General features: G+C 41.6%; 25 protein-coding genes. 10 read left to right on the forward strand and 15 right to left on the reverse strand.

What is annotated here, in order from left to right; translation table 11 throughout:
* Nucleotides 1-183 precede the first annotated feature (183 nt).
* Nucleotides 184-381, forward strand: a complete 198-nt coding sequence (locus tag MWG72_RS12930; protein ID WP_247144214.1) for a hypothetical protein — start codon at nucleotides 184-186, stop codon at nucleotides 379-381.
* Nucleotides 382-541: 160 nt separating this feature from the next.
* Here the strand turns inward: MWG72_RS12930 and MWG72_RS12935 are convergent, their stop codons facing one another.
* Nucleotides 542-2104 carry a sensor domain-containing diguanylate cyclase gene (locus MWG72_RS12935; protein ID WP_247144215.1) on the reverse strand — a complete coding sequence of 521 codons (1563 nt, stop codon included), beginning with the start codon at nucleotides 2102-2104 and terminating at the stop codon, nucleotides 542-544.
* Between the two features lie 1329 nt (nucleotides 2105-3433).
* Between MWG72_RS12935 and MWG72_RS12940 the strand changes: the two genes are divergently transcribed.
* Genes MWG72_RS12940 through MWG72_RS12950 form a run of 3 tightly spaced genes read left to right on the forward strand, consistent with a single transcriptional unit; the run spans nucleotide 3434 to nucleotide 5180 of the window.
* On the forward strand, nucleotides 3434-4006 hold the full coding sequence (locus tag MWG72_RS12940) for a nuclear transport factor 2-like protein (RefSeq protein WP_247144216.1): 573 nt from the start codon (nucleotides 3434-3436) through the stop codon (nucleotides 4004-4006).
* The gene (locus MWG72_RS12945) at nucleotides 3982-4482 is read left to right on the forward strand and encodes a chalcone isomerase family protein (RefSeq protein WP_247144217.1); all 501 of its coding nucleotides are present in this window, start codon (nucleotides 3982-3984) and stop codon (nucleotides 4480-4482) included. The genes MWG72_RS12940 and MWG72_RS12945 overlap by 25 nt, the downstream gene beginning before the upstream one ends.
* Before the next feature lie 11 nt (nucleotides 4483-4493).
* Complete coding sequence (locus MWG72_RS12950; RefSeq protein WP_247144218.1) at nucleotides 4494-5180, forward strand: response regulator transcription factor; 687 nt, start codon at nucleotides 4494-4496, stop codon at nucleotides 5178-5180.
* 5 nt (nucleotides 5181-5185) lie between these two features.
* Here the strand turns inward: MWG72_RS12950 and MWG72_RS12955 are convergent, their stop codons facing one another.
* The 9 genes from MWG72_RS12955 to nudC form a co-directional block, all read right to left on the reverse strand.
* Entirely contained in the window at nucleotides 5186-6520 is a 1335-nt protein-coding gene (locus MWG72_RS12955; protein WP_247144219.1) for a sensor histidine kinase, read from the reverse strand.
* 39 nt (nucleotides 6521-6559) lie between these two features.
* Nucleotides 6560-7609, reverse strand: coding sequence for an SAM-dependent methyltransferase (locus tag MWG72_RS12960; protein WP_247144220.1), 1050 nt, complete (start codon nucleotides 7607-7609; stop codon nucleotides 6560-6562).
* Between the two features lie 8 nt (nucleotides 7610-7617).
* On the reverse strand, nucleotides 7618-8397 hold the full coding sequence (locus MWG72_RS12965) for a DUF1295 domain-containing protein (protein ID WP_247144221.1): 780 nt from the start codon (nucleotides 8395-8397) through the stop codon (nucleotides 7618-7620).
* A 25-nt stretch (nucleotides 8398-8422) separates the two neighbouring features.
* Nucleotides 8423-9619 (reverse strand): SAM-dependent methyltransferase, encoded by a 1197-nt coding sequence (locus tag MWG72_RS12970; protein ID WP_247144222.1) that lies wholly within the window; start codon nucleotides 9617-9619, stop codon nucleotides 8423-8425.
* Nucleotides 9616-10410, reverse strand: a complete 795-nt coding sequence (locus MWG72_RS12975) for a DUF1365 domain-containing protein (RefSeq protein WP_247144223.1) — start codon at nucleotides 10408-10410, stop codon at nucleotides 9616-9618. The genes MWG72_RS12970 and MWG72_RS12975 overlap by 4 nt, the downstream gene beginning before the upstream one ends.
* A gap of 9 nt (nucleotides 10411-10419) precedes the next feature.
* On the reverse strand, nucleotides 10420-11703 hold the full coding sequence (locus MWG72_RS12980; RefSeq protein WP_247144224.1) for an NAD(P)/FAD-dependent oxidoreductase: 1284 nt from the start codon (nucleotides 11701-11703) through the stop codon (nucleotides 10420-10422).
* On the reverse strand, nucleotides 11700-12686 hold the full coding sequence (locus tag MWG72_RS12985) for an acyl-CoA desaturase (RefSeq protein ID WP_247144225.1): 987 nt from the start codon (nucleotides 12684-12686) through the stop codon (nucleotides 11700-11702). The genes MWG72_RS12980 and MWG72_RS12985 overlap by 4 nt, the downstream gene beginning before the upstream one ends.
* A gap of 135 nt (nucleotides 12687-12821) precedes the next feature.
* A complete protein-coding gene (locus tag MWG72_RS12990) occupies nucleotides 12822-13370 on the reverse strand; it encodes a lipocalin family protein (RefSeq protein ID WP_092819540.1) in 549 nt (182 codons plus the stop codon).
* Between the two features lie 169 nt (nucleotides 13371-13539).
* Nucleotides 13540-14313, reverse strand: coding sequence for an NAD(+) diphosphatase (gene nudC, locus MWG72_RS12995; protein WP_247144226.1), 774 nt, complete (start codon nucleotides 14311-14313; stop codon nucleotides 13540-13542).
* A gap of 355 nt (nucleotides 14314-14668) precedes the next feature.
* On the opposite strand from nudC, the gene MWG72_RS13000 reads away from it, so the two are divergent.
* Nucleotides 14669-14821 carry a DUF2256 domain-containing protein gene (locus MWG72_RS13000; protein WP_247144227.1) on the forward strand — a complete coding sequence of 51 codons (153 nt, stop codon included), beginning with the start codon at nucleotides 14669-14671 and terminating at the stop codon, nucleotides 14819-14821.
* On the opposite strand, the gene MWG72_RS13005 is transcribed toward MWG72_RS13000, so the two are convergent.
* Complete coding sequence (locus MWG72_RS13005) at nucleotides 14818-15069, reverse strand: TIGR03643 family protein (protein WP_420908509.1); 252 nt, start codon at nucleotides 15067-15069, stop codon at nucleotides 14818-14820. The genes MWG72_RS13000 and MWG72_RS13005 overlap by 4 nt on opposite strands.
* 299 nt (nucleotides 15070-15368) lie before the next feature.
* Here MWG72_RS13005 and MWG72_RS13010 point away from each other — a divergent pair, with 299 nt between their 5' ends.
* Nucleotides 15369-16946 (forward strand): Na/Pi cotransporter family protein, encoded by a 1578-nt coding sequence (locus MWG72_RS13010; protein WP_247144229.1) that lies wholly within the window; start codon nucleotides 15369-15371, stop codon nucleotides 16944-16946.
* Nucleotides 16947-17138: 192 nt separating this feature from the next.
* Here MWG72_RS13010 and uraH read toward each other — a convergent pair whose 3' ends face one another.
* Both uraH and MWG72_RS13020 read right to left on the reverse strand, forming a co-directional pair.
* Nucleotides 17139-17540 carry a hydroxyisourate hydrolase gene (uraH, locus tag MWG72_RS13015; RefSeq protein WP_247144230.1) on the reverse strand — a complete coding sequence of 134 codons (402 nt, stop codon included), beginning with the start codon at nucleotides 17538-17540 and terminating at the stop codon, nucleotides 17139-17141.
* A 10-nt stretch (nucleotides 17541-17550) separates the two neighbouring features.
* Nucleotides 17551-18039 (reverse strand): GlcG/HbpS family heme-binding protein, encoded by a 489-nt coding sequence (locus tag MWG72_RS13020; RefSeq protein WP_247144231.1) that lies wholly within the window; start codon nucleotides 18037-18039, stop codon nucleotides 17551-17553.
* Between the two features lie 105 nt (nucleotides 18040-18144).
* Here MWG72_RS13020 and MWG72_RS13025 point away from each other — a divergent pair, with 105 nt between their 5' ends.
* Complete coding sequence (locus tag MWG72_RS13025) at nucleotides 18145-18816, forward strand: heavy metal response regulator transcription factor (protein WP_071852175.1); 672 nt, start codon at nucleotides 18145-18147, stop codon at nucleotides 18814-18816.
* On the forward strand, nucleotides 18816-20195 hold the full coding sequence (locus MWG72_RS13030) for a heavy metal sensor histidine kinase (protein WP_247144232.1): 1380 nt from the start codon (nucleotides 18816-18818) through the stop codon (nucleotides 20193-20195). Before MWG72_RS13025 ends, MWG72_RS13030 begins: the two co-directional genes overlap by 1 nt.
* 604 nt (nucleotides 20196-20799) lie before the next feature.
* Here MWG72_RS13030 and MWG72_RS13035 read toward each other — a convergent pair.
* Nucleotides 20800-21267, reverse strand: a complete 468-nt coding sequence (locus tag MWG72_RS13035; RefSeq protein ID WP_247144233.1) for an Hsp20 family protein — start codon at nucleotides 21265-21267, stop codon at nucleotides 20800-20802.
* Between the two features lie 713 nt (nucleotides 21268-21980).
* The gene (locus MWG72_RS13040; RefSeq protein ID WP_247144234.1) at nucleotides 21981-22856 is read right to left on the reverse strand and encodes a LysR substrate-binding domain-containing protein; all 876 of its coding nucleotides are present in this window, start codon (nucleotides 22854-22856) and stop codon (nucleotides 21981-21983) included.
* Nucleotides 22857-22958: 102 nt separating this feature from the next.
* Here MWG72_RS13040 and trpB point away from each other — a divergent pair, with 102 nt between their 5' ends.
* Both trpB and trpA read left to right on the forward strand, forming a co-directional pair.
* Nucleotides 22959-24170 (forward strand): tryptophan synthase subunit beta, encoded by a 1212-nt coding sequence (gene trpB / locus MWG72_RS13045; RefSeq protein ID WP_180086469.1) that lies wholly within the window; start codon nucleotides 22959-22961, stop codon nucleotides 24168-24170.
* Nucleotides 24167-24952, forward strand: coding sequence for a tryptophan synthase subunit alpha (gene trpA / locus MWG72_RS13050; RefSeq protein WP_247144235.1), 786 nt, complete (start codon nucleotides 24167-24169; stop codon nucleotides 24950-24952). The genes trpB and trpA overlap by 4 nt, the downstream gene beginning before the upstream one ends.
* Nucleotides 24953-25250 lie beyond the last annotated feature (298 nt).

The following is a 25250-nucleotide window of genomic DNA, read 5'->3' on the forward strand; positions in this document are numbered from 1 at the left end:
TACTTCTTATAATCGTTATTATGTTCAATAGATATAAATTGAGTGGACTGTTCATACTTCCCTTGAAGAAAAACTTGCGAATCCTTTGCTAATCTGTAATCCTTGCCACCAAGGGTGTCTAGCTAAGCTAAGGCAGGTGTTTGTTGTAGTCGGGCCGCTACAATATTGATAAAGAGCACCTGTATGTTTAATTTCAAGATTTTTAATAAAGTCTCTACGGAAGTATTGACGATCAAAAATGACCTCCAGCTTAATTCTGAACTGCAATTAATCAATAAATATAAAACTTCTACTTCTGAAGATTATAGACAAGCTATTATTTTGATCTTCAAAGAACGTGGTTACACCAGATTAGAAATAGGCCAGTTATTCGAAAGTTAAGCTTAAACAGTTTCTAACATTTAGGATTCATGAAATTGCCATTATGTGAAATCCTGAGAAATATGTCGTTATATCTCTTAGTGATATTTAAAGAGGCGGATTTAATCTTATAGCGAATGCTATAAATCTCTGCGTAGCTTGAGTCTGTAGAGGTTTGAGATTAGCGTGTACAGTTACGTCCCTCACGTTTGGCTTGATACAGCTTTTGATCCGCCATTCTTAAAACTTCCTCGACATCCTCAGAACTATTCGGCCAGTAGGCAATCCCAATGGAAATTTTCACCCTGCCCATATCCTCCATTTCAGTGAGCTCAACCGCTTTTCGTAGCCGTTCCGCAGCCTGAAAAACGGTTGCCGGGTCTGAGGCCGCTATTAAAATAATAAACTCCTCTCCTCCCGAACGGCAGCAGATATCATTGTCTCGGAAATGATATTGCATTATGTTCGCTAGCTTTTGTAAGACAATGTCACCTTTGTCATGACCATAGGTATCGTTCACCTTTTTAAAGAAGTCGATATCTGCCGCCAACACGGCAAACTCGGTACGCATACGCACAAACTCTTCGATAAACAGATTCATTCCACGGCGATTGTATAAGCCAGTTAGGAGATCAGTATTCACTGATTGATTCAGTTCATCAATTTTTTCATTGAAATTCTGACAGCTCAACATCAGAGAATTTTTGAATTGATTGACTTCAAAATACGAAGGTTTGATTTCGTTGATTTTTCCCTGAACATCCTGCCGACTGAGCATACTGGCCATTTTTGCCAAATGGTTTAAAGGCAGTGCAATCAAGCCCGATAAATGCCAGACTACGAAGAAAATGAAGAAATAAAACAGCGTGATCCCGATGGATACTTTAATAATAATACTATTGGCTTGAGCAAATAACTCATTAATCGGCTGCTGTGATACCACAATCCAGCTCACGCTGGGAATATGCGAGAAACCGACCAGGCTATCTATGCCTTTACTGTTCATCAGACGGAAAGCACCAGCCTGTTGATAAAGCATCGTGGTCAATCCATCTCCCGCCTGGACTTTCTGTCCTATTTGCTGAGTATCGGCATGAAAAATGATCTGTCTTTGATCATCCACGACGTAAGTATAATTTTTCTTGTAGCCATATTTGGATGCCAGCATTTCACTGACCAGATTCTTGCTTTGCAGATAAATCGTGCCCGCAATAAAACCTAAATATTGCCCTTGATCATTAAAAACTGGCTCAGAAATAATGACGATCAATCTATTGGTTGAAGACCAGTACGGTGAAGAAATATAAGTTTGCTTACGTTTAATCGACTCGCTAATACCGTGGGTTTTATGAATTTTTCTAGAATCAATTTTCAAGGTTTTCGGGAAAAATGAAATGATGCGTCCTTCTCGGTCAGCCAAAAAAACACTGTTGAAATTGCCCGACTGGTTTTTGAGACGTAATACTTCGTTTCTTGTTAAATTTTCATTAGAAAAGTTTTTTCCCAACAGATTGGCGCTAAATCTTAAATTTTTTAGGATTTCTTCAAACTGATAATTAGTGTGTGCAGCAATCCTGGAAGAATATTCGGCATTCAGGGCCAGAGAATTGTCGATCAGGCGCTCTTTGACCGTATAGTTAACAAAGAATAAAGAAAAGACAAACAGACAGGTCACGCTTAAGATGGTTAGCAATAATATTAAGCTGCGCAAGTTCAAGTGAAGCGCCGGTAGAACCTGTCTCAATAGGTCAATCCTAAGTGATTATTTATGATACTTATATCACAAAAAAACCTTAAATCTATTGCTTGTTTCACGAACATTAGTATCCAGCAACATGGCCAACAAATTGCCTCCCTTCTATTGACCTGTTTTCACAAAGTAACTGTGATTAAAAAATACTTATATCCAAGTACCCATGCGTACTTTAGGCACTAAAACAACATAATTTTCCCGAAAGTACCCTTCAGTAAACATCAATTAGCCTTGTTAATACATACGTTATGCATAAGTTGCCACAAGTTATTCTTAAATAGACACTTACCACCCTTATTAATAAAAAAAATTCACATAATTCGTCCAAAAATTATTCTTGAAAAGACATTTATCATCTTTATTAATGTAAAAATTCTACATAATTTTCCCAGAATTCTCCTGGAATAGACATTCAGTTCCATGATTCATACATAAATTTCACAAATTTTTAGCTTAGAAAATTTAACTTTCAAATCATAATTTATTTACATATATATGATTAAACAGTAACTCATATGAAGTTTTTTATTTTTAATAATTATTTTGGAACTTAATTATTAATAATAAAATTAATTTCTTATCTAAATGAAAGAGTTATATTCATGATTAATATTTAAACTTATAAATAGCGATATTTCTTATGCATATATTTTAACGATTCAAATTTAATTTGTATAAAAATTAATCAATTTGTTTGATTTTAAAATAATTAATTATACATAAAAACTCTTAAAAAAATAAAAAATACAGGTTTTGATGTGGTAACAGGATTACAAAAATACAAGTTTTGATGTGGTAACAGAAAAAATCTGATGTAGTAACATAAGCAGAGTATAAAAAATGATCAAAAGTACGGACATGTACCATGTATATGAGATAAATAAATTTACTTATTTGTTTAAGATATTAATTTAATATGAATAATACTTTAAATATTTATTTTAATATCTTTTTTTAGCCATAAAAAATATTCTATTTTAAATGAGGTTAATAAAAAATCTATAAGTTGAAATTTATTTGAAAATCTATATAAATTAATCAATAAAAATAATTTAATATCTATTTAATTGAAATTGATAGTTGATTATATCTCTCTTATCTATTAATGAGTATTTAGGTCCTGAAAGTCAATTTTACTAAATGAATCACATCCCAAAGTTCAATTATCTTCATGTTAGTGTTCCAATGCTTTAATTTACTGATCATTTAATAACAGGTTTTCTTGAAAAATTTCCATTTAAACAGTCTTTTATCCTCTTCACATTCTGTTCACGACCTTCGGCCTAAAGTATCAGCATAGACCTAATACGGATAGCCAATATGAAACATGTCAAAAAAATACTGCTAGCTACCCTGTCCTTACCGCTACTAGTTTTAGCTGGATGTAAAAGTATTCCCAGCTATTCAAGTGATTATGCAAAATCCAGAAACCAAATTCAGGGAAATGCGCTGGATCAGGCTAAAGCCCAAGACATCGGCATACGCTTTACCTCAGCATTTAATACTTTAGGTACACCTGCATTTATTGAACGAGCCGGATCACTCTATGCCGATCAGCTGTTTATTAACGATACCTTATCCCGATTTTCATCACGTCAAAATCTACTCCAACATTTTCAAGGGATGAACAAGCGTGTCAGTAACGTGAATGTCAAACTATTAAATACCTCGTATTACCAAGACTCTGCCTACGTGCACTGGCATATGGCCTATGATTTTAAAATGTTTGGCACGACTCGAACTATGGATTCTTTTGGGATCAGTGAAATCAAAGTCAACGGAGACAATAAGATTATTTTCCAGCAGGATTTCTGGGATCCGGCCAATGGCCTGTATCGTTCTTTACCTTATGTTGGAGGAGCCTATTCATGGGTACTGCCATTCAAAAAGTAGTATTAAATATGGGACTACTGATGCTCTGCAGTTTCAGTTCATGGGCACATGCCCAGAATATGAATCAGTGTGGTCGTGGTCCACTTTTGGTGGCTCAGAAACAGGTTGGCGTCGCCCGTTATTATGCTCAGAACTGTACAAAACCCTGGCAAGGCCAGAATATGCAGATTGATTTTTCCTATACACATAATATTCCGGAATGGGCTTTCAAGCGTGCAGCGACCCATTTTCTGAAGCGTGATGAGCGAGAGTCTAAACACTTAATGGTATTAGATAGAATTACTCAGCTTTATAAGCCGGTAAAACCGGGTGATCTTTATCGTTTAAGCTATCAAGCCGAAACTCAGACCCTGACCTTGATGTTGAATCAGCAGGTGCTAGGCAATCTTCAGCATCCGCTAGCACAACAATATTTTAATATCTGGCTGGGTTCGCAGCCATTTAGTGCTAAATTAAAACAGCAATTATTGAATTAGTCTCTGCCGCTATGTCGAAACATTTTATCCTGATGGTTGAAGACCACTATGAACTAGCCTCTACCTTATGCGAGTTTCTGGAAGAACATGATTTTGTGGTAGATCATGCCCGGAATCTGAATGCTGCGCGCCAGTTACTCAAGCAGCAGCGCTATCATATCTTGCTTCTAGACATTAACCTGCCTGATGGTTCAGGTTATGAACTGTGTGAATGGCTGCGTCATGAAGAAGGTATGGATTTACCCGTACTGATGTTGACGGCGCGCGATACTTTGGATGATAAACTCAAAGGTTTTAATTCCGGCACGGATGATTATCTGGTTAAGCCCTTTGATTTTAACGAGCTGGTGGTTCGGGTCAAAGCTCTGATTAAACGTTCTTTAGGTGAGGTATCCAGCGGTCGGCTACAGATTCATGATCTGATTTTGGACCCTGCCAGACAGCAACTGACGCGAGCCGGCCAGACCATTGAATTACCCCCTATCCAGTTCAAACTCCTGAAATTGTTAATGCGTCATTCACCTAAGGTCCTAACTAAACAGGAAATCATGATGGAGCTTTGGGGAGATGCAGAACCGGAAAGCGATGCTCTGCGCAGTCATATCTATAATCTGCGTAAAATGGTTGACAAGCCTTTTGAGCAGAAACTGATTCATACTATCTCCGGTGTCGGTTTAAAGATTGCTTTAGAAGCCTAAGCTTTTCAGGCGGAAACCTCGTTTAAATACACCACTACAATCAGTCCGGTGGTCATTGTCAGATCAACATCCTGATGGGTGCTAAGATAATACTGCCGGTCAAACAGTTCCACCCGCCAGCCCAGCTGCTTGCACAGTTTCTGTACCAGTTGCAGACCAATGCCGTACCCTTTGATTTCTAGTTGTAGCTGCTGGTCGGACAGTTCCTGAACTTTGGAGTTATTCGGTAAGGGAATACCTACCCCATTGTCAGCAATCAGCACTTTATTTTTTTGCAGAATGACATCAATTTCCGTGCCTTGCGAATAATTCAGTGCATTGCGCAGGATATTGCCAAACACCATTTTGGTCATCGACGGGTACAATTTACGCGGCTGTTCATCTAGGTCTTTTTGCAGGTCAATCTGCATGCCTTTGTTGTGGCTGACACTGTCCAAATCCTGTACCAGATTCTCCAGACATTCTGACAGCATAGTGGGCTCGGCTGTCAGGGTGTTGGTGGTATTTCGGGCGATGGCCAGTAAGGTATCGACCAGCAGCTGCATGTCTTCAATAGTGTTGTGCAGGCGGGTAAAGGATTTGTTGTTACCATAGCGTGCCTGACACAGTTGCACATTGCCTTTTAAAATCGTCAATGGGGTGCGCAGTTCATGACTGACATCACCGGTAAACTCACGTTCACGCTGAATAAACGCACTCAAGACCTGATGGTATTTTTCTAATGCCTGCTTCAGGTATTCAGCTTCCAGATTGGAATCAGTGCGAATGTCCTGAAAAGGTGAAGCCTGATTTTTCTGATGTTCCCAGTCGATATGTTCCAGCGCATTGGCCAGCCGGGTAATCGGAGAAAAATAACGTCTGGCGCGACGGTTCCACCACCACAATACGCTATACAGTACGAACAGGCTGACCATCAGTGGGGCCAGACCAAACAGCCAGACCAGCTTGTTGACGTTGCTTTCGCCAAAGACCAGCAGCACATGCTGCCGGTTTTTTTCACCGTAGACGGTCATGCGCTCTTTACCATCGACAAAATGCCGATTGACGCCTTGCTCGAACTGCATGTGCTGAAACTGCACAGGAGGGGTATCATACCAGCGATAACCATACAGGTTTTTGGTGTCGGGAAGTTCGGCGGCCGGATTGCGTTCCAGCCGCTGCCAGTAGTGTGACATTTCCTGTTCCAAGGCGGTGCGCAGCAAAAAGCCTTTAATCACCCAGGCACTACAGGCAATGCCAATCACCACCGACAAGGCAATGAATCCGATTTGCAGCCAGTAGTAGCGGTTAAACACCTCACCCAGAGGATGATCGCGTTTGTCCCTAAACAGCTTTAACATTGATCAATTCCCCGTTGGCGCATCCGATTCAGCGTTTAATTATACGGCTTTCTTTTTAAACAGAAAGTGGCCGATCACCCACTCGCGTCCATGGTCATAACCAAACAGTTCGGCACAGGCCATAAAGAAAATCCGCCAGCGTTGCCACCAGATGGCAGCATCTGTGCCATAGGTCTGTTCAAACAGGGGCTGCAGCTCGGCCTGCTTTTGATCCATATTCTCCAGCCAGGCATTTGCGGTACGTTGATATTGGGTACCTGCCCATTGCCAGTGCATTTTCAGCTGCAAATGCTGCTGGAAATGCAGGAAAGTTGAAGCTGCCGGCATCAGACCGCCACTAAAGAAATATTTCGACATCCAGTCAAATTCATTTTTGACTTCAAACGGATAATGCAGGAAACGGTGACAGAAAATATGGCACCACAGCAAGCCATCGTCTTTCAGCCAGCTGCTGATATTTTCAAACAGTTTCTGGTAGTTGCGGACATGCTCAAACATTTCCACCGAAACCACACGGTCAAAAGCAGCCGGTTCCAGTTGCAGTACATTGACATCGCAGGTGACCACTGTCAGGTTCTGCAGTTTTTTCAGACGGGCCTGTTCCTGAATATACTGGCGCTGTGTCGAGGAGTTCGACACTACGGTAATCCGGGCGTTAGGATAATGCTCGGCCATATACAGACTGAGTGAGCCCCAGCCACAGCCAATTTCCAGAATATCCTGTCCATCTTGTAACTGTGCACGCTGGCAATAGCTGGCCAGTGCGGCTTCTTCAGCCTGATCCAGTGTGGTTTGGTCATGTTCAAACAGGCTGGCGCTGTATTTCAGCCGCTTGCCCAGCACCGCCTGGAAAAATGCGGTAGGCAGTTCATAGTGCTGTTCATTGGCTTTGTCGGTCTCGATGGCAATCTCGCTGTTTTTCAGCATATGCAGCACATCCATATAATGCTGTGCCGCCAGTGCCGGGTCAAAGCGCCCTTCTTGTGCCAGACGTTTTTTGCTTAAAGTGCGAATGCCTGCGCGAATCACGGCATCGGGCAATTTACCCTTTTCAACCAATTTTAAAGATTGTTGAATCATAAAGTCCATGTATTTACCTACTCTTTGGGTGGCCACGGAATAAACATTGAAGTTCGTCGTTGATAAGCTTTGTAATTTTCGCCGCGATGGGCCAGTGCCTGTTGTTCACTAAACGGAATGCCGGTAATGTAGTACAGAAACAGCCACATCAGCAGCGGATAGAGCCACAGTTCATAGACTCCTGCCGCTAGACCGAGAACCGGATAGGCAAACCAGTGTAACCATTCAAAAAAATAGTTCGGATGACGTGAGTATTTCCATAAGCCCCGATCCAGGGTTTTGCCCTTATTCTGTGGATCCAGCTTGAAGCGGTAGAGCTGCTGGTCGGAAGTACTCTCCCCGATCAGCGCCAGCAGCATGATCATGCCTGCCACCAGTACGGTATAGGGGGTCCAGTCATTCCACTGCTGGACCGGAATATTAAGCAACTCCAGCATCGGGTAGGAAAATAGTGCCACCAGCCCGGCCTGAAACATAAAAAAGGCCAGAAAACCGAGATGCTGATAATCTCCCATGGCCCTGCGCATATTGGCATAGCGGGTATCTTCTGCAGTTTCACTGGCATAACGGCGCAGCAGATGCCAGGTCAGACGTAAGAACCAGATTCCGCTGAACACGCCCAGAAATATCCGGATCAGCAGCGGTGCAGTTTCCATGACCCAAGCCGCGATGATGACATTGAGTGCAATACAGAAACTCCAGGCCACATCCACCAGTCCGGCACGCTGGTTATAGGTCACTAGCAGCCAGCTACAGAACATGATAAAGACATTCAGCACCAGTAAATTCAGCAGCATAATATCCCTCCTGTTTTATCTTGGCTTAGTAAGCACTGGCTTCGAATAACAGATGCACATCACTGATTACGCCTTCGCGGAAACCACCTTCGCAATAGCACAGATAGAAATCCCACATACGGATAAAGGAATCATCAAAACCAAGCGCCAGTACTTGATCACGTTGCTCCAGAAAGCGCTGGCGCCAGCAGTGCAAGGTCTGGGCATAACTCTGGCCGATATCTTCCAGATGCTTGAGACGCAGTTTTTGCTCAGAAGCTGCCTGGGTCATGACACTGATGCAGGGAATAAAACTGCCCGGGAAAATGTAACGCTTGATGTAGTCCACGGTATTCAGAGCTTTGGCATAGCGGGCATCTTCAATGGTGATCGCCTGAATCAGTGCCAGACCATTCGGTTTCAGCAATTCACGGCATTTGTTGAAATATGTCGGTAAATACTGCCCACCTACAGCCTCGATCATTTCAATCGACACCAGTTTGTCATATTTGCCCTCCAACAGACGGTAATCTTTCAGTTGGACATCCACGCGATGGGATAGTCCGGCTGCCTCTATTCGCGCGACCGCTTCATCATATTGTGCTTGGGAGATGGTAATAGTGGTGACCTTACAGCCATAATGCTGTGCTGCGTAAATGGCAAAACCACCCCATCCGCTGCCAATCTCAACTAAATGATCCATCGGTTTCAGCTGCAGTTTCTGGCAAATCAGTTCTTTTTTATAATCGGAGGCCTGTTCCAGACTCATGCCCGGTTCTTTAAATACCGCACTGGAATACATCATGCTGCTATCTAGGAACAGCTTGAAAAAGTCATTGCTCAGGTCATAATGCTCGGCAATATTTTTACGGCTGCCATCAATCGAGTTTTTGCGGGATTTGTACCAGGTCTTTAACAGGAACTGACTGGCCTTGGCCAGCGCATTCTGGTTCATCCGGTCCAGCACATCACGGTTACGCGCCAGAATGCGAACCACATTGACCAGATCTTCACTGCTCCAGTAGCCGCGAATAAAACCTTCAGCAGCACCGAGTACGCCATTACGGAACAGCAGATCCATCAGCCTAGCATCATGCACCTGAATCACGGCATACAAATCACTGCTCTCTCCCACAATCCCGTTCCAGGCGCCTTTAAAAATCAGCTGACCATGACGTAATTTCAGTAGATGGCGTAGTACCACCGGCATTGTGCTTTCTTCTCCCATAAACAGTGTTTTCATAACAAAGTGTTTCCTTTTTCTTTGCGAGGATGCCGGTAAAATGGAATTTTCTTCTTCCACAAGCGAAAGGCATGCAGATAAATTTCACCGACCATCCTGAAGGGCTCAATAACTTTCAGCACAGCATAGCGATGCTGTTGTGAAGGAACTGTGATGGCTTGCAACGAAAATTGCATGGTGGCATCAAATTGCAAGATTCCCTGCTGAAACAGCTGCATATGGATTACATTGTTTTGATCGGAGAAGCTGAAGCGCCAGCGGTAATCGAGTGCCATCGGCATGAATGGCGACACATGAAAGGCCTTCTTGAAGTCAAACTGGTGACTCTGGTACGGTGCATATTCAGTTGCATTGTGCCGACAGTCGTGAATATAGACCTGACGTTCATTCCACGGTGTATTGGTAATTTCACTGAGGACAAAGATCAGCTGGTCGGTGGCATCAAAGACCAGATAAAACACCACAGAATTAAAGCGAAAGCCGAGTGTACGCGGCAGAGCCAAGACCCGGATGGATGCGGCATGCGCTAACAGGTAGTTTTCCCGCTTGATCAGCAGACGTGCGACCTTCTGCCGAATCGAACCACATTCCATGGTCAGAAAATCACGTTCATCCAGAGTGAGGAAATTCCAGCGATTGCAAGACCAGAGCCAGGATTTTTCAGTAAAGCTTGAGAGCTGATCCGGATCAAAGTATAGATAGGTCAACCGGGTCTCAAAAGCATGCGCTTTGGGCAAGAAACGGCGATGCCGGATTTCCGCAGAGGCAATCGCCAGTGGAAACATTTGCATCATATCCTCCTAGGCGGCCTGCTCGGTCTGTTTTAAGAGCTGATCGACCACCCACGCAGCGCTACGGGCACCATCTTCATGAAAGCCCCAGCCCCAGTAAGCGCCACAGTATGAGGTGCGGTTGTGGCTATTGACTTCGGCCCAGCGTTGTTGTGCTTCAATCGCAGGTGCATCAAACACCGGATGACGGTAATGCCGTTCGACCCAGACCTTTTTCGGATCCAGGGCAAAATTAGGATTCAGGGTGGCAAAGACCTGGGTTTTGCATTTCAGGTTCTGCAGCTGGTTCATCCAGTAACTGAAACCATAATGAATGCCGCTGTGCTGGAATGGGGTATGTTCAGCAGCCTGACTCGGGGTCACATGCACATGCCAGCTGGCCCACTGGCGTCTGGATTTGGGCATGATGCGGGTATCGGAATGCACCACCATACGGTTATCCTGATAGCGGAACTTGCCCAGTACGTCCAGTTCCTGCGCTGACGGGTCTTTCAACAGTTTTAGGCTGTCATCGGCATGGCTGGCAAAAATCACCCAGTCAAAACGTTCACTGCCTTGTTGCGTTTCAATCAGCACATCATTGGCACTCCGCGAGACATGCAAAACGCTCATCTTGCGGAAGCTAATATTGGCCTGGGCCTGAATGGCACGAACATAACGCGATGATCCACCCTTGACCGTCAGCCACAAAGGACGGTCTTTTAGCTGCAACATTCGATGATGCTGGAAAAAGCTCACCACAAACTTATAGGGAATCTGTCCGGCTTGCTCCACCGGACAGGACCACAGCGCCCCGCACATCGGATAGAGATGTTCCTGACGGAAGGTTTCGGAATAGCCATGCTGATTCAGATACTCATCAATACTGAGCTGTGCATCAACCTTCTCCACATCCAGATCTTTATTGGCGGCATAGAAGCGGAACAGATCCGACAACATCGCGCGAAAATCAGCCTTTAAAAAGTTTTGCGGTCGGAACAATAGCGAGAATTTTTTTGACGGATTGTACTGCAAGCCGCTGACCTGATTATTCACGGAAAAGCCCATGTCACTGCTTTGCGATTGAATTCCAAGTTCTTTTAGCATCGAGCAGAACAGCGGATAGTTATGCTCATTAAACACAATAAAGCCACTGTCCATTGCAACTTGTTCACCATCGATATTCAGCTGATGGGTATCGGTATGACCACCAAAGTAGTTATTCTTTTCAAAGACTGTGACTTCATGCACTTTGCTGAGTTTCCAGGCAGCGTACAGACCGGAAATACCTGAACCAATAATTGCAATTTTCATGGTGATTCCTTCGATTGAATCGTGTGAGTGCCTGCCGTAGCAGCTTTTTTATGTTTTCGAGCCTGAGCGATTTTACTGGCTTCATAAATCCGTGCCGGAATGGGCTTGAGGCCCCAGATCAGCCCCAACCAGGACATAAGTTTCAGCAGGTAATAGGTCACATCAATCTGCCACCAGTAAAAACCCTGCCGGGTACTACCGGCATAGTAATGATGGTTGTTATGCCAGCCTTCGCCCAAGGTAATGATGGACAGGAATAAGTTGTTACGGCTGTGATCATCCGTATCAAAATCACGGCTGCCGTAATGATGCGCCAGTGAGTTAATACATAAGGTGGCATGGATCAGCAATACGGTGGAGACCACAAAGCCCCAGACCAGCAATTGCAGGCCGGAGGTGCCGAGTTGTGGTAAAGCCATGGCCAGCCATTCGCCTAGTGCATAAATCCCGCCCGCAGTCAGCAGTACCACAATCAAACTGAAACGGTCCAGCCAGATCAGTTCTGGATATTTCAGCCAGTCCTTGACCACCTCTTTACGCGTAGCAAAATTATATTCATTCAGAAACCAGCCGACATGGCTATACCAAAAACCATGCGTGGATGAATGCGGGTCTTGCAAGGTATCGGTATAGCGGTGGTGATAACGGTGATGCGCCGCCCACCATAGTGGACCACGCTGTGCACTCATGGTGCCCAGTAATACAAACAGGAACTGTACCGGGCGCGAGGTCTGAAAGGTTTTATGCGACAGATAGCGATGAAAAAACGCCGTGATGGAAAACATGCGGATCAAGTAGAACGCGAGCATAAAGCCAAGCGCAAACCAGGATACCCCGACCCAGAATACCGCCAGGCAGGTCAGATGCAACAGAATAAAGGGCAAAATCCTCAGCCACTGAATCTTGCTGTTTTCAGCCGTCAGTGTTTCGGGCGCTGTGGGTGTAGACCAGCTGTCTATCCATCGCATCAGACTGTTCAACATGGACTCATCCTATTTTCAAGCGATTGTCTTTATTCTATTTGATGAGTGTAATCAGTCAGATATGAATTTTATGTGAAGTAAATAAAAAAAGCCGAACTGTAGAGAGACTAGGCAGTTCGGCAAAAGGGTAACAGATTAATGCGGCAATTTGATCAGTTTTGTCACGTCATAACCATAATGTTTTGCGGTTTCCAGATAGGACTGATAGGTGGCTTCATCCAGTTGCGGTTCACGCGATAAAATCCACAGATATTTATTGCTTGGTCCACCCACCAGTGCCACTTTATATTCCGGATCCACTCGTAATACCCAGTAATGACCTTTGGTAAACGGAATCCATCTTAAACCTTGCGGCAAAAAACTGACCTTCAGTTTGCTGTTGCCCGCATTTTGCGAATAGGCAACCCCTTCAGAGCTGATCAATTCGCCATTGGCAATCCGGCAACTATTCAAGACACGCATGGTCTGATCGGCATTGAGGCTATATTGCGCTGTGATGTTTGAGACGCATTTACGCTGAAAATACATCGGCAAATGCGCAATTTCATACCACTTGCCTGCATACTGCTGGATATCCACCTGATCGACTGCCTGAGGCGCAGCAGTTTCTGCTCGGATCGTGGTACTTAAGCTGATGATGGCCAGTGCCGTCACTGCAAAAACAGACTTAAATCGCATGTTCATTTTTTAGCCTTGTTTGATTACAGCCTTAAGATAACCCAGCTGGATGTGAACAAAGTGTGAAGATCAAATGCTGCGATTCAGGGTCTATTGGTCAGGAAATGCCATCTGAATATTCAGGACCTAGGGCGTTAGCGCAGTTTATTTGAGAGCCCCAAACAGGATTGCTGTTTCAAAGCCACTCTTTGCTGTCATCTGCAACAGGCGTTCCATACATCACATGCTGAATCATGGCATAGGCGATACTGCCCTTGAACGGAATTTCGGGTAACTGGTCAAACTTGAAAAACTGCGCATCGCTCAGTTCATTTTCCTGAATCTGGATGTCCCCTGCATGATATTCTGCCTTGAAAGCCATCATCAGGTTGCTGGGAAACGGCCATGGCTGGCTGGCCAGATATTGAATATTCTTGATCTGCAGCCCCACTTCTTCCAGCGTTTCACGGCGGACTGCCTCTTCCAGGGTTTCCCCGACTTCAACAAAGCCGGCAATCAGGCTGTACATCTGGGTTTTGTTGCGGGCATTTTTTGCCAGCAGAATTTCATCTGCGCCCCGGGTAATGATGGTAATCACACAGGGGTTCACCCGCGGATACTGGTTATAGCCACAGGATGGACAGACCATGGCATACTGTCTGGCGTGCTGCTGGGTAGCATGGCCGCATTTACTGCAAAAGCGGTGATTACGGCGCCACTCCAGTAACTGCACTGCACGGCTGGCCTGCTCGAACTGCGGTCTGCTCCAGACCTGTACCAGTTGCCGGATCGGGACCAGTTGATAACCCTCGGATACTGGTTCATCTTCTTTTAGATCGCGTGCAATGACCTGGCCATTTTCCGACAGGTTCAGGTCGTGCTGCAGTCTTTCCACCTGCGGCAACTGAAAATGATCATCCACCAGCAATTGCTGCTGTCTAAAAATATACGCTTTTGAATGCATGCTCATGACAATCCCCGGATTAAAAAAAATCCCATACAGAGGGGTGTATGGGACAAAACTAAGGAAGCTTACATGGAGTAACTTCATGGAAGATACTAGGCGCACGCTGCCTGAATTACAACCATAATAATTTGTATCTTTTTGATTAAAATCACATAATTTTCACATCGCTTATGAGTTAAGAAATCATTAAAAATAATACTTATAACATGAGTAGGATTTTAGCTGGATGAATGAAGTTGCATCTACGTGAGGACGATTTGCTAATGATTTCTATCGGCAGCAGGATAAACTTAAAGATCAGGAGCAGATGATCGCCCGTGCCCAACAGCTTCTTAGCCAGATCGATGAGTTATAAACCATGAAAAAACAGCATCTCCCTGAAAAAACCTGTATTCACTGCTTGCGCCCTTTTACTTGGCGCAAGAAATGGCAACGCTGCTGGGAGGAAGTCAGATACTGTTCTGAACGATGTAAACGTGAGTCCAAACGGCGTTCAAAACCAAGCGCTTAGAAACGTTTATACTGCCGTGAACAATAAGCCCGCATGACATCGGGTGAACGTAGTTGCAGATGTTTGGTTTTTCGGCCGGTGACTCGTTCACGCCACATTTTAAAACTCGATGCTTTCATATTTTTCCGCATCAAGCGAATCACTGCAGTTTCATTCAAGCCAAACTCACGCTGGATGGCTTCAAATGGGGTGCGATCTTCCCAGGCCATTTCAATGATCCTTGACAGATCTGCTCCCACATATTCAATTACTTTACGCACCACATACCTCTGTTTGCTTTCATTTTTAAAATAAAAATTGAGCGATAAAATTTTAACGTTATCTCTCTGTGCCTGGGCCAGATCAAGTTGACCAGACTCATCTTAAAAAAACGAAGATGAAGATTTTGTGATTTTTGCGTAGATTTTATTTTGTTGCGGACCTATCGAGCCTTCGAGCTCAGCCTGTGGTCCAAATACCTGCTACTAAAGCCTATGCCTGGGATTGTTGTTGATGACATCGCCTAGATCAGACGATATGCTGATGCTAAAAACACCCTGGGGAAATTGTGCTCGAAATTATTGTCCAGCTCTGTGGCGGTATTGGTTTATTCTTGATAGGCATGATTTTAATGACCGACAGTCTTAAGGACATGGCCGGTGAAACTTTACGTCTATGGCTGACCAAATTCACAGGGACACCATTTAAATCTATGTGTTCCGGTATTGGTTTGACCTTGATTGTGCAGTCCTCTACGGCCACGACGCTTGCGACTATTGGTTTTGTCGGAGCCGGAGTATTGAGTTTTTCCCAGGCGATTGGAGTGATTATAGGGGCCAATATCGGAACGACCAGTACCGGCTGGATGGTGGCTTTACTCGGGGTTAAGTTTTCTATCACTACTTTTGCCTTACCCATGATTGCTGTAGGCGCGTTACTAAAATTATTAACGCATGACCGTTTGGCCTTATTCGGTTTTGCGCTTGCAGGTTTTGGCCTGATTTTCTTTGGGATTGAGCAATTACAGCTTGCGATGTCAGGTCTGGCTCAACAAGTCGATTTGTCTATTTTTCACTATGATTCATTCTGGCAGAAGCTGTTTCTGGTCTGGATCGGACTAATCATGACGGTGTTGTTACAGTCTTCCAGTGCTGCCATTACGGCGACTTTAGCTGCTTTAGCCAGTACTGCGATTGACCTACAGCAAGCTTTGTTACTGGTCATTGGGCAAAATATCGGGACAGTTGCCACGGCGATACTGGCTGTAGTTGGCGGCTCAGTGAATGCCAAACGGACTGCAGCGGTTCATGTAATTTTCAATCTAGTCAGTGCGATATTTGCTTTCTTTTTATTGATTCCCCTATTTAACTGGGCCTACTATCATATTCAATCTATTGCTGAATGGGATGAAGTCGTCATTGTGGCAGTATTTCATACTTTATTTAGCTTAATCGGCGCATGTATTTTTATGCCGTTGATCCATCCCTTTAATCAACTCATTTGTAAGTTTTTACCGCAGAAAAAATCCGGTACCCTAGAAATTCTGGATGAATCTAATCTGGATATTCCAAGTGTGGCCATCATTGCCGCAGAAAAAGTGACTTATCAAATCCTGATTCAGATGTTTGAGATATTACGTCGTGCATTTCAGGAAGGCCTCAATCTGAGCCCCAAAGAATTACCACAACTAGATCAAGAGATTGAGCATCTCGAGATTTATTTAGAGAAAATTGTGGTGCCAGAGAATCAACAGGATAAACAGCGCCTGACCTCTTTATTACGCATGATGGTTTATATTCGGGTTCTGCGTAGTGATCTGGAAGGTGTTCCCTATGCACTGGCTATTCGGACCCAACCACAGATTTATCAAGTGGCTTTAGATTTTTTAAATATTCTCGAGCATTATGTCACCCATCCGGATTTTTTAGAAAATGCTGAAAAAATTGAAAGTTTTAAGCAAGAAGTGACCAATCTTAAACAGTGGAGCGACGAGCATCGGACAGCCTTACGCGAAGAAGTGATGCAATATGCCACCTTGAACCGGCTGAGTGCAGCCCGAAGCTTAAAACTTCTGGCTGCAAAACGCTGGCTGGATCGATTAATTGCCCATACCAAAAGATTATCCAAGGTGCTGGCTGAACGTTAATGCCGAGAGCAGTTCTGGAATGGTTTTTGGATAGAGAGCAAAGTGAAAATTGTGCTCAATGATGAAGGACGAGGTCATTTAGAAGGAATCAACTCTTCAAAACTGAGCTCTAAACTCCATCTGATCAGGCGAATACGGGGTTCTGTCACGTCCCTGCTGTTTTCCCCTATACATGATCTGTCCTTTCGATGATTAATTGCCTCTATATGTTGAGTATCCATAAGGACTCAACAGTAAAGGAATATGATAATGGTTGACACTTCCATCCACTTTAAAAATGACAGGGATTTCAGGAAAGAAAGTATTTTGCTTATTCTTTTTAAACCAGTCTTCCGTTTTAAAAGTGACTTTATAAATTCCTGCTTCGAACTTCTGATTTTCAGGAAAGAGTGCAGTAATACGACCATTGGGCCCAGTATATTGCTGATTCAACTTCACCCATTTATTCCCAGCACTTTTTTCAAGCACTACCTCGACTTGAGCAGAAGGCAGGCCATTTTCTAAATTTAACACATGCACACTCAATGGATTAGTTTGTGCAAAAGCCATTGAGGTAAACAAAAGCGTTGAGAGTGGTAATAATTTTTTAAACATGATGAATTCCTTATTGATTGAGACTAGACTGAATCGCTGCTTCAGCGCAATAATGGTCATTTTTTGCTCCTCCTGCACCTGCAACTCCAATTGCACCGACCACCTGATTTTCATAATGCACAGGTACGCCTCCTCCTAACAAAAGTAAATTTGATAAGGTGGTTAAGTTTTTTGCATCCTTGTTTTCATGGGCATTTTGATTTAATAACAAGGTCGCCGTTTTGGTCGATAAAGCGGTATAGGCTTTCTTCTCTGCAGCACCCAGATTATGTGGTCCGACAGTTTCATGCCTGTTTGCCATCAAGGTATTTCCTCCCCGATCAACTACCACTACAGCAATCTTGTGTTGTATTTTTTGACACGCAGCCACCGCAGCATCAACAAGAGTTTGTGCTGATTGAGAATCGAGTGAATAAACTTGATTCAATTGAACGGTCTGTGCAAAAGTACTGCTACTCATCAGCATTACTGTTACAACAAGCCCTTTGAGTTTGTTCATCATGATTGCCCTGAATTAAGTTTTAAAAATCTTATACAACCTGAATGATTTGAATCATGACAATTACATTACAAAGTTGTCATCTTCAAAATGAGTCTGAACAAAATGTGTATTCTGATTATCGAAGATGAAGTGAAGATCGCCTCATATCTGGTTAAGGGGTTAAATGAATCTGGTTATGAGGCACAATGTGTCCATTCAGGGTTAGAAGGCTTGGAAAAATTGAAGATGCATTCCTATACTCTGGTCATATTAGATGTGATGTTGCCCGATATCGATGGCTGGGCAGTATTGAAAGTATTGCGTCAATTTTCCAAGATCCCGGTGATTTTTCTCACCGCGAAAGATCAGGTTGTCGATAGGGTCAAAGGTCTGGAACTGGGCGCCGATGATTATTTAGCTAAGCCTTTTTCTTATATTGAATTATTGGCTCGAATTAAAAGCCTGCTTAGACGGCAACAGTATGTGCAGGAAAACCAATTAGAAATTGGTAATTTAAAAATGGATCTGATCCATCATAAAGTTTGGCGTAATGAGCAGTTGATAGAACTCAGTAAAAAAGAATTTAATCTTCTGCGCTTTCTACTCCTTCATCAAAATGAAATTATTACGCGCAGGCAAATTGCTTCTGAAGTTTGGCATATCAATTTTGATACCGATACAAATTTTATCGATGTGGCGGTACGGCGCTTACGCAGTAAAATTGATGAGGGGCATGATATAAAGTTAATTCATACAGTTCGTGGTTTGGGCTATAAAATTTCGGTTGAGACTTAATGTTTAAGCCCATTCGCTCCCTAGAGCTACGGTTAACACTATTGGTTACTTTGTGCGCTGCAATGGTCTTATGTGCTGTCGCATTTATGACCTATCTAGGCATTAACCAGATTTTAAGTGTCCAGCAAGACCGGGCTTTGGTGGAAAGAATTGAGCGGCTTGAGATTTTGCTTCAGGACAGTAGTAATATCGAACAGATTATTGCTCGTCCTAAGCTTTATCAAAACATGCTAGGAAACCAGGATAATTTACTGTTATTGATGAGGGATAATCAGATTCTAATTAATATCAATCCACTGGCTATTCCACTACCTGAATTCACATATCAGCCCAAGATTCAATTCCTTGACTTATCAGCTCATGCTTATCCAACTCGTGTCGCTTGGAAAACTATTCAAATTAATGACCAACCGTATGTACTGATTGCAGGAAAGCAATGGTCCGAACGTTTAGCTATCCTCTCACCTTTTCAAAAAAATCTCGTCATCTATGTGGTTATGGGCATCTTGGCCATTTTCATACTTTGTATCATGGCCAGTCGTCTGGGATTGAGAGCATTAAGAGTACTGCGAGAGCAGACTCATGCGATTAATATTCACCAGCTTGAGCAACGACTCAATCTGATTAATCCTCCCCAAGAGATTAAACAGCTAGCATCCGATATCAACGCCATGCTCGACCGTATTGAAATGGGTTACAACCAACTCAACCGTTTCTCTGAAGACATTGCACATGAATTCAGGACCCCTTTAAATAATTTAATCGGTCAAACAGAAATTTTACTCACCAGTAAACGCAGTCCGGAACAATATCAGGAACTCTTGATTTCGAACTTGGAAGATTATCAACGTTTAAAAAGAATGATTGATAGTATGTTGTTTTTAGCTCGTGCAGATACTCATCAAGTTCTGTTAAACAAGCAGAGGATTCAACTGCAACCCTTCATAGAACATATTTGCAGTATTTTTGAATATCAAGCTGAAGAACAAGGCTGCCAATTTATTTTTAGGCTTGAAGTGACTGAATTATGTGCAGATCCAGAACTGTTACAACAAGCTCTTTATAATCTGATATCAAATGCACTGATTCACGGCGGCAATCAGCGAACCATTTATATTGAGAGTCACTCCAAAATAATTCATGATAAGCATATGATTGGATTGTCTGTTATCACCAGCGAATTACAAATTCCCATTGAACACTTGCTCCATATTTTTGAGAGATTTTATCAGTGCAATGCCAGCAGAAAAAATCATCATCAAACTGGCGGTCTAGGCTTATCGATTGTAGCCTCCATCATGACCTTGCATCAGGGGATATCTCAAGCATTCAATACAGTAGAAGGTGTCTGCTTTGAACTAATTTTTCCAGAAAAGTGATATCCATTTGCACTAAATTTTATACACTAAAAGCATTAATATAAGGTATGTATGCCATTACCATATTACAAATAATATCTGCGTGGAAACCTATGATGAAATAGGTACAGCAAAGAAGCATACAGCTTTCGCGATATCTTCAAGCTTCAGTCCATAGGCATAATGGAGGATGAAAAAGCATTCTTTTTAATTTTAGGTACCAATATTATTTCTAATACTGCTGTACGAGTTGCTTCCTGCTCTACAGCAGTCATACGTATATGAGGTCCAAAATTATGTGCCAAACAAAGATAAGATCAAGCCAATTAAACTGGTTAATAGTTTAACTTAGAGGCTTTTAGAATCACTTGTTTACTTTTGATCAAGCCTATCAATAAGTCATTTATCGGATTCTGAGGAATAAGGGGTTATTTTTTGAACAATAAATGCTTTAATTCATCTCATAATAAAAATAAAAAATCAGAGGTAAGTAAGATTCAACTCCCTAATTCTTTGATAAAAAAAATTAAAATAAAGAATTAGGGAGTTATACTTTTCTTGTCCTGATCAAGATATTTCTTAGCATATAAATTCTAGTAGGGCATTCAAGAGATCGAAGGTAGATTTAATCATTCTGATTTGGTTTATCTAATATTTTTTGTTCATTAGGTTTATGGCCAATTGGAATTTGACGAGGCACAGCGCCTTCGGCAATATTCCGTCTTAAGTCTATTGTCAGTAAACCATTTTCATAGTTAGCCTGTTGTACCTCCATATTCTCCTCTAACCGAAGTGAGAGCTTAAATGAACGTTGAGAGATACCTTTATGCAGGAATTCAACTGTTGTATCTGAGCTTTCCTCCTCAACTTTACCTGTAATAACTAAAAATTGATTTTCTTGACTAATTTGAAGTTTATCTTCGGTAAAGCCTGCTGTAGCAACAGAAATGCGATAATCATTTTCTCCTACTTTTTCAATATTATAATGAGGGTAATTAGGCGTAACTGCTTGCATGGCATAGTCAAATAGATCATTAAACCGATCAAAACCTACACTTCGACGAAATAATGGTGAAAGATTGGAATTACTCATTAATAACACTCCAGAAAACAAAGCTTTATAAAATTTATTTTAATTCTGTTATGTATATGGTTAATAACAGATAGAAAGCAATATTTTAGATATTGCTTTTTAATTTAATATAGAATCATATTTTTATTAGTCAATACTTTTAATGTTCAATAAAAATAGTAATCTTTAACTTTATTTTAATTAATAGATGGTTTTTATAACTAAAATTATTTTCAAAATAAAATAATAATTTAATTAAATTTTAATATATAAAATTTTTATACAGGAATGATTTATTATTTATATAAATCAATATCTTGCTAATTTTATTAAAAATATTTTGCAATTCAAATTACATGTAAAAATAACAACTAGAATTTAATTTTATTTTACATTAATTGAAAATATATAATTCTAAAATATAAACTTATTTATTAAATATATTTTAGAAAAATTATATTAAAAACAATTTACTAATTTAGAGGTTAAAAATGTAATTTTTATTTTTTTGAAGATTTATTTTAGTATAATTTCAATATGAATTTATTTTAATAAGCAGCTCAAAGAGCTTGGCATTAATAAATGAGTATCCTCAGTTTGAGTCAGATTTATTGATAGACTCTTATAAAAGCGATCTAATTATGAAAGTGACAGGGATTCGTGAAGTACCTTTAAATAGGGTATTTTCATTTGAGAATAAGAAGAAATAGAAATGTCCTTTAATTTGAACCTTTTCAACATTGGTTCTGTAACCAATCTACAATATTGATAATCTCTTGATTTGAATTATTTTTTCTGACGATTGCATAGAAATCAAAGTTGCAATAGGTAAACTCAAACGGCGCAATAATCCTGCCACTTAATATTTCCTTTTCCACTAAAATCTGGGGGGCTATAGCAATCCCTAATCCTGAAACAGCCGCCTCTATCATTAAATTGAGACGATCAAAATATCGATCATTCGATTTAGTCTCAAGGTTTAGCTGGGATCGTTCAAACCAGATCTGCCAGGCATTCTTATTGGAATAAGTGTGAAGTAATGGGTACTCAAAAAGATCATGAATACTAGTGAGAGCATAGCTTTCACCTTTACAAACTGGCCCCATGTTATCCGGAAATAAAAGAAATTTATCCAAAAACTTGGGCAGCATATCATCTACATTCAAGCTATTGATAAAAATATCAATTTTTTCTTTTTCTAGTAGCTTTAGGTCGTTACAGGTCATCAATTTAATAGAGATATTAGGATACAGACTTTCTAGTTTTTCCAGTCGTGGAATTAACCAGTTCGCCATAAAGCTATGAGAGGCACCGATAACGATTTCTACGTCTGATGCTTTGTGAGTTAAATCAAATACACATTCTTCCAGCTCATTGAAGAAGTGAGTGCAAAGACGAGATAAGTCTTCTGCATCCTGAGTGAGAGTAATCGTTGATGAATGCCGAATAAACAATTTTTTATCCAACCATTCTTCGAGCTGTTTGATTTGATGGCTGATTGCACTATGAGTGACACACAGTTCCTCCGCAGCCAAACTGAAACTTTGATGTCTAGCGACCGCTTCAAATGCTTTAAGTGAATTTAAAGGCGGTAAGGTTCTACGTTTCATGCTGTAAATTTTTCTAACATCATAAATCAAAAATATATCAATTATCAGGAAAATGGAAATCTTTTAAGATCCAATCAATGTTGAGATTTTAAGAGAAAGACAATGACAACTCCTTATATCGGTCAGGGTCCTGATCAAGATGGTTTTTTCGGTAAATTTGGTGGCTGCTATATGCCTGAAAGCCTGATGCCTGCTCTACAAGATTTAGAACAAGCCTTTAATACCATACGGAGTCAACCTGAATTTTGGGCTGAATATCGACAGATTTTAACCGACTTCGTGGGTCGCCCTAGCCCGCTATTCTATGCAAAAAATCTAACTTCCTACGCAGGGGGAGCCAAAATATATCTCAAGCGAGAAGATTTGAACCATACCGGCGCCCATAAGATCAATAATTGTGTGGGGCAAATTTTATTGGCTAAATTCATGGGTAAAACCAGAATCATTGCTGAAACAGGTGCAGGACAGCATGGCGTTGCCACAGCAACCGTCTGTGCACTCTTTAAGATGAAATGCACGATTTATATGGGTGAGACGGATATTCAACGTCAGCAACCGAATGTTGAACGTATGAAATTACTCGGTGCTGAAGTACAAGGCGTAAAAAAAGGCCGTGGAACCTTGAAAGATGCTATGAATGAAGCCTTACGTGACTGGATCAGTCATGTCGATACGACTTACTATCTGCTAGGAACTGGTGCTGGCCCGCATCCCTACCCGACTATTGTGAGAGAGTTCCAGAAAATTATTGGCATCGAAGCCAGAAACCAGATTCTTTTTAAAGAAAATAAACTCCCAGATGCTTTGGTTGCTTGTATCGGTGGTGGTTCCAATGCATTAGGACTCATGCATCCCTTTCTAGAGGATACCAATGTAAAAATGTTTGGAATTGAAGCTGGCGGGAAAGGCACTGATAGTCATGAACATGCTGCTTCGATTTCCAAAGGTCGAGTCGGAGTCTTGCATGGTAATTTGACTTACTTACTGCAAGATTCAGACGGGCAGATTTTAGAGGGACATTCCATATCCGCAGGGCTGGATTACCCTGGGGTTGGCCCTGAGCATTGCATCCTGTTTGAAACAAGCCGCGTGACTTATGCAGCAGTCAAAGATGAAGAGGCTGTACATGCCTTTCAACTACTGAGCCAGCAAGAGGGCATTATCCCAGCGCTAGAAAGTTCTCATGCTATTGCCTATGCCATCAAACTTGCGAAAGAAATGCATCCGGAACAAACCATTATCATCAATTTAAGTGGTCGAGGTGACAAAGACTTAGACACTGTAAAAAAATATCTTGCAGGAGCAAGCGCGTGAACCGTTTAGATCAAAAACTAATGCAATTAAAACAGGAACATCGTAGTGGTTTAGTCTGTTATTTTACTGCCGGAGATCCTAATTTTAATGAAAGTTGTCGTCTGTTTAGTCAATTGGGTCAAGCTGGAGCTGATATCCTCGAAGTGGGCATCCCATTTTCTGATCCTGTAGCAGATGGAGAGACCATTCAGGCCGCCCATCTTAGAGCACTTACTTCTGGCCAAACCGTGCATCAAACCATTGAGCTCGTGAAAGCTATCCGTTTACAGGATGACACTACCCCGATTATTTTCATGACCTATTTAAATCCGATTATGCAATATGGTTTCGAGAAACTGATTGCGGATACCGAAAATTTGATTGAGGGGATTCTAATCCTGGATGCCCCTTATGAATATCGGGAAAAATTTAAACAGATATTAAATGAAAAAAATATGCATTTAATTGCAATGAGCGCGCCCACCACTCCAGTTGAGCGATTGAAACAAATCTCAGCCAGTGCGACAGGATTTTTATATCATGTTGCGGAAAATGGTCTCACCGGCGGTACTTTAAATCTGGCCAATCTTGAAAAAAAGATTGCTGAAATCAAACCAATTTTTAATATCCCGATTGCTATTGGCTTTGGAATTAAAGATGAAAGTCATGTGAAAGCCCTGGCCAATAAAGTTGATCTGGTGGTGATCGGTTCGGCACTGGTGGATACCTTTTTTAAACAAGGTGTAGACGCCACATTAGAAAAAGTGAAAAATTTTTCACAAGTTCTGAAAGAGAAATCTTAGTTTTTCTTTATGGTCTTTAATAGAGAATGTATGGCATAAGATTTTCACCTTCTTATGCTATGTTCTATAGATTAATTCTAATTATTAATTTTTCAGATGGTTCCAAAATATTTAAATCGAGTTTCTCCAATTCTAAAAGCTGTTCTTAAGTAACCCAATCAAATCATTTCACAAGGGTTAATTATTGATTGATCTGCAAATTGGTTAGTCGGATTGTGTAAAGGATGCTGATCTAAAGACAGCCATATCCAATACATTTATCTAGTTGCGATCTGAGCTGGAGGAAATACATAATTTT

This window comes from Acinetobacter lwoffii, assembly GCF_022967985.1.
Classification (GTDB): domain Bacteria; phylum Pseudomonadota; class Gammaproteobacteria; order Pseudomonadales; family Moraxellaceae; genus Acinetobacter.

Bases quoted from the DNA above. Each gene is read 5' to 3' on its own strand.
- MWG72_RS12990 (WP_092819540.1), bottom strand. From the start codon at position 13,370: ATGAACATGCGATTTAAGTCTGTTTTTGCAGTGACGGCACTGGCCATC.
- uraH (WP_247144230.1), bottom strand. From the start codon at position 17,540: ATGTTTAAAAAATTATTACCACTCTCAACGCTTTTGTTTACCTCAATG.
- MWG72_RS12970 (WP_247144222.1), bottom strand. From the start codon at position 9,619: ATGAAAACACTGTTTATGGGAGAAGAAAGCACAATGCCGGTGGTACTA.
- MWG72_RS12980 (WP_247144224.1), bottom strand. From the start codon at position 11,703: ATGAAAATTGCAATTATTGGTTCAGGTATTTCCGGTCTGTACGCTGCC.
- MWG72_RS13035 (WP_247144233.1), bottom strand. From the start codon at position 21,267: ATGAGTAATTCCAATCTTTCACCATTATTTCGTCGAAGTGTAGGTTTT.
- MWG72_RS12945 (WP_247144217.1), top strand. From the start codon at position 3,982: ATGGGTACTGCCATTCAAAAAGTAGTATTAAATATGGGACTACTGATG.
- MWG72_RS12985 (WP_247144225.1), bottom strand. From the start codon at position 12,686: ATGTTGAACAGTCTGATGCGATGGATAGACAGCTGGTCTACACCCACA.
- MWG72_RS13030 (WP_247144232.1), top strand. From the start codon at position 18,816: ATGTTTAAGCCCATTCGCTCCCTAGAGCTACGGTTAACACTATTGGTT.
- MWG72_RS12965 (WP_247144221.1), bottom strand. From the start codon at position 8,397: ATGCTGCTGAATTTACTGGTGCTGAATGTCTTTATCATGTTCTGTAGC.
- MWG72_RS12950 (WP_247144218.1), top strand. From the start codon at position 4,494: ATGTCGAAACATTTTATCCTGATGGTTGAAGACCACTATGAACTAGCC.
- MWG72_RS13040 (WP_247144234.1), bottom strand. From the start codon at position 22,856: ATGAAACGTAGAACCTTACCGCCTTTAAATTCACTTAAAGCATTTGAA.
- MWG72_RS13025 (WP_071852175.1), top strand. From the start codon at position 18,145: ATGTGTATTCTGATTATCGAAGATGAAGTGAAGATCGCCTCATATCTG.
- MWG72_RS12940 (WP_247144216.1), top strand. From the start codon at position 3,434: ATGAAACATGTCAAAAAAATACTGCTAGCTACCCTGTCCTTACCGCTA.
- MWG72_RS12960 (WP_247144220.1), bottom strand. From the start codon at position 7,609: ATGGACTTTATGATTCAACAATCTTTAAAATTGGTTGAAAAGGGTAAA.
- MWG72_RS12955 (WP_247144219.1), bottom strand. From the start codon at position 6,520: ATGTTAAAGCTGTTTAGGGACAAACGCGATCATCCTCTGGGTGAGGTG.
- MWG72_RS13000 (WP_247144227.1), top strand. From the start codon at position 14,669: ATGAAAAAACAGCATCTCCCTGAAAAAACCTGTATTCACTGCTTGCGC.
- nudC (WP_247144226.1), bottom strand. From the start codon at position 14,313: ATGAGCATGCATTCAAAAGCGTATATTTTTAGACAGCAGCAATTGCTG.
- MWG72_RS12975 (WP_247144223.1), bottom strand. From the start codon at position 10,410: ATGCAAATGTTTCCACTGGCGATTGCCTCTGCGGAAATCCGGCATCGC.
- MWG72_RS12930 (WP_247144214.1), top strand. From the start codon at position 184: ATGTTTAATTTCAAGATTTTTAATAAAGTCTCTACGGAAGTATTGACG.
- MWG72_RS13020 (WP_247144231.1), bottom strand. From the start codon at position 18,039: ATGAACAAACTCAAAGGGCTTGTTGTAACAGTAATGCTGATGAGTAGC.
- trpB (WP_180086469.1), top strand. From the start codon at position 22,959: ATGACAACTCCTTATATCGGTCAGGGTCCTGATCAAGATGGTTTTTTC.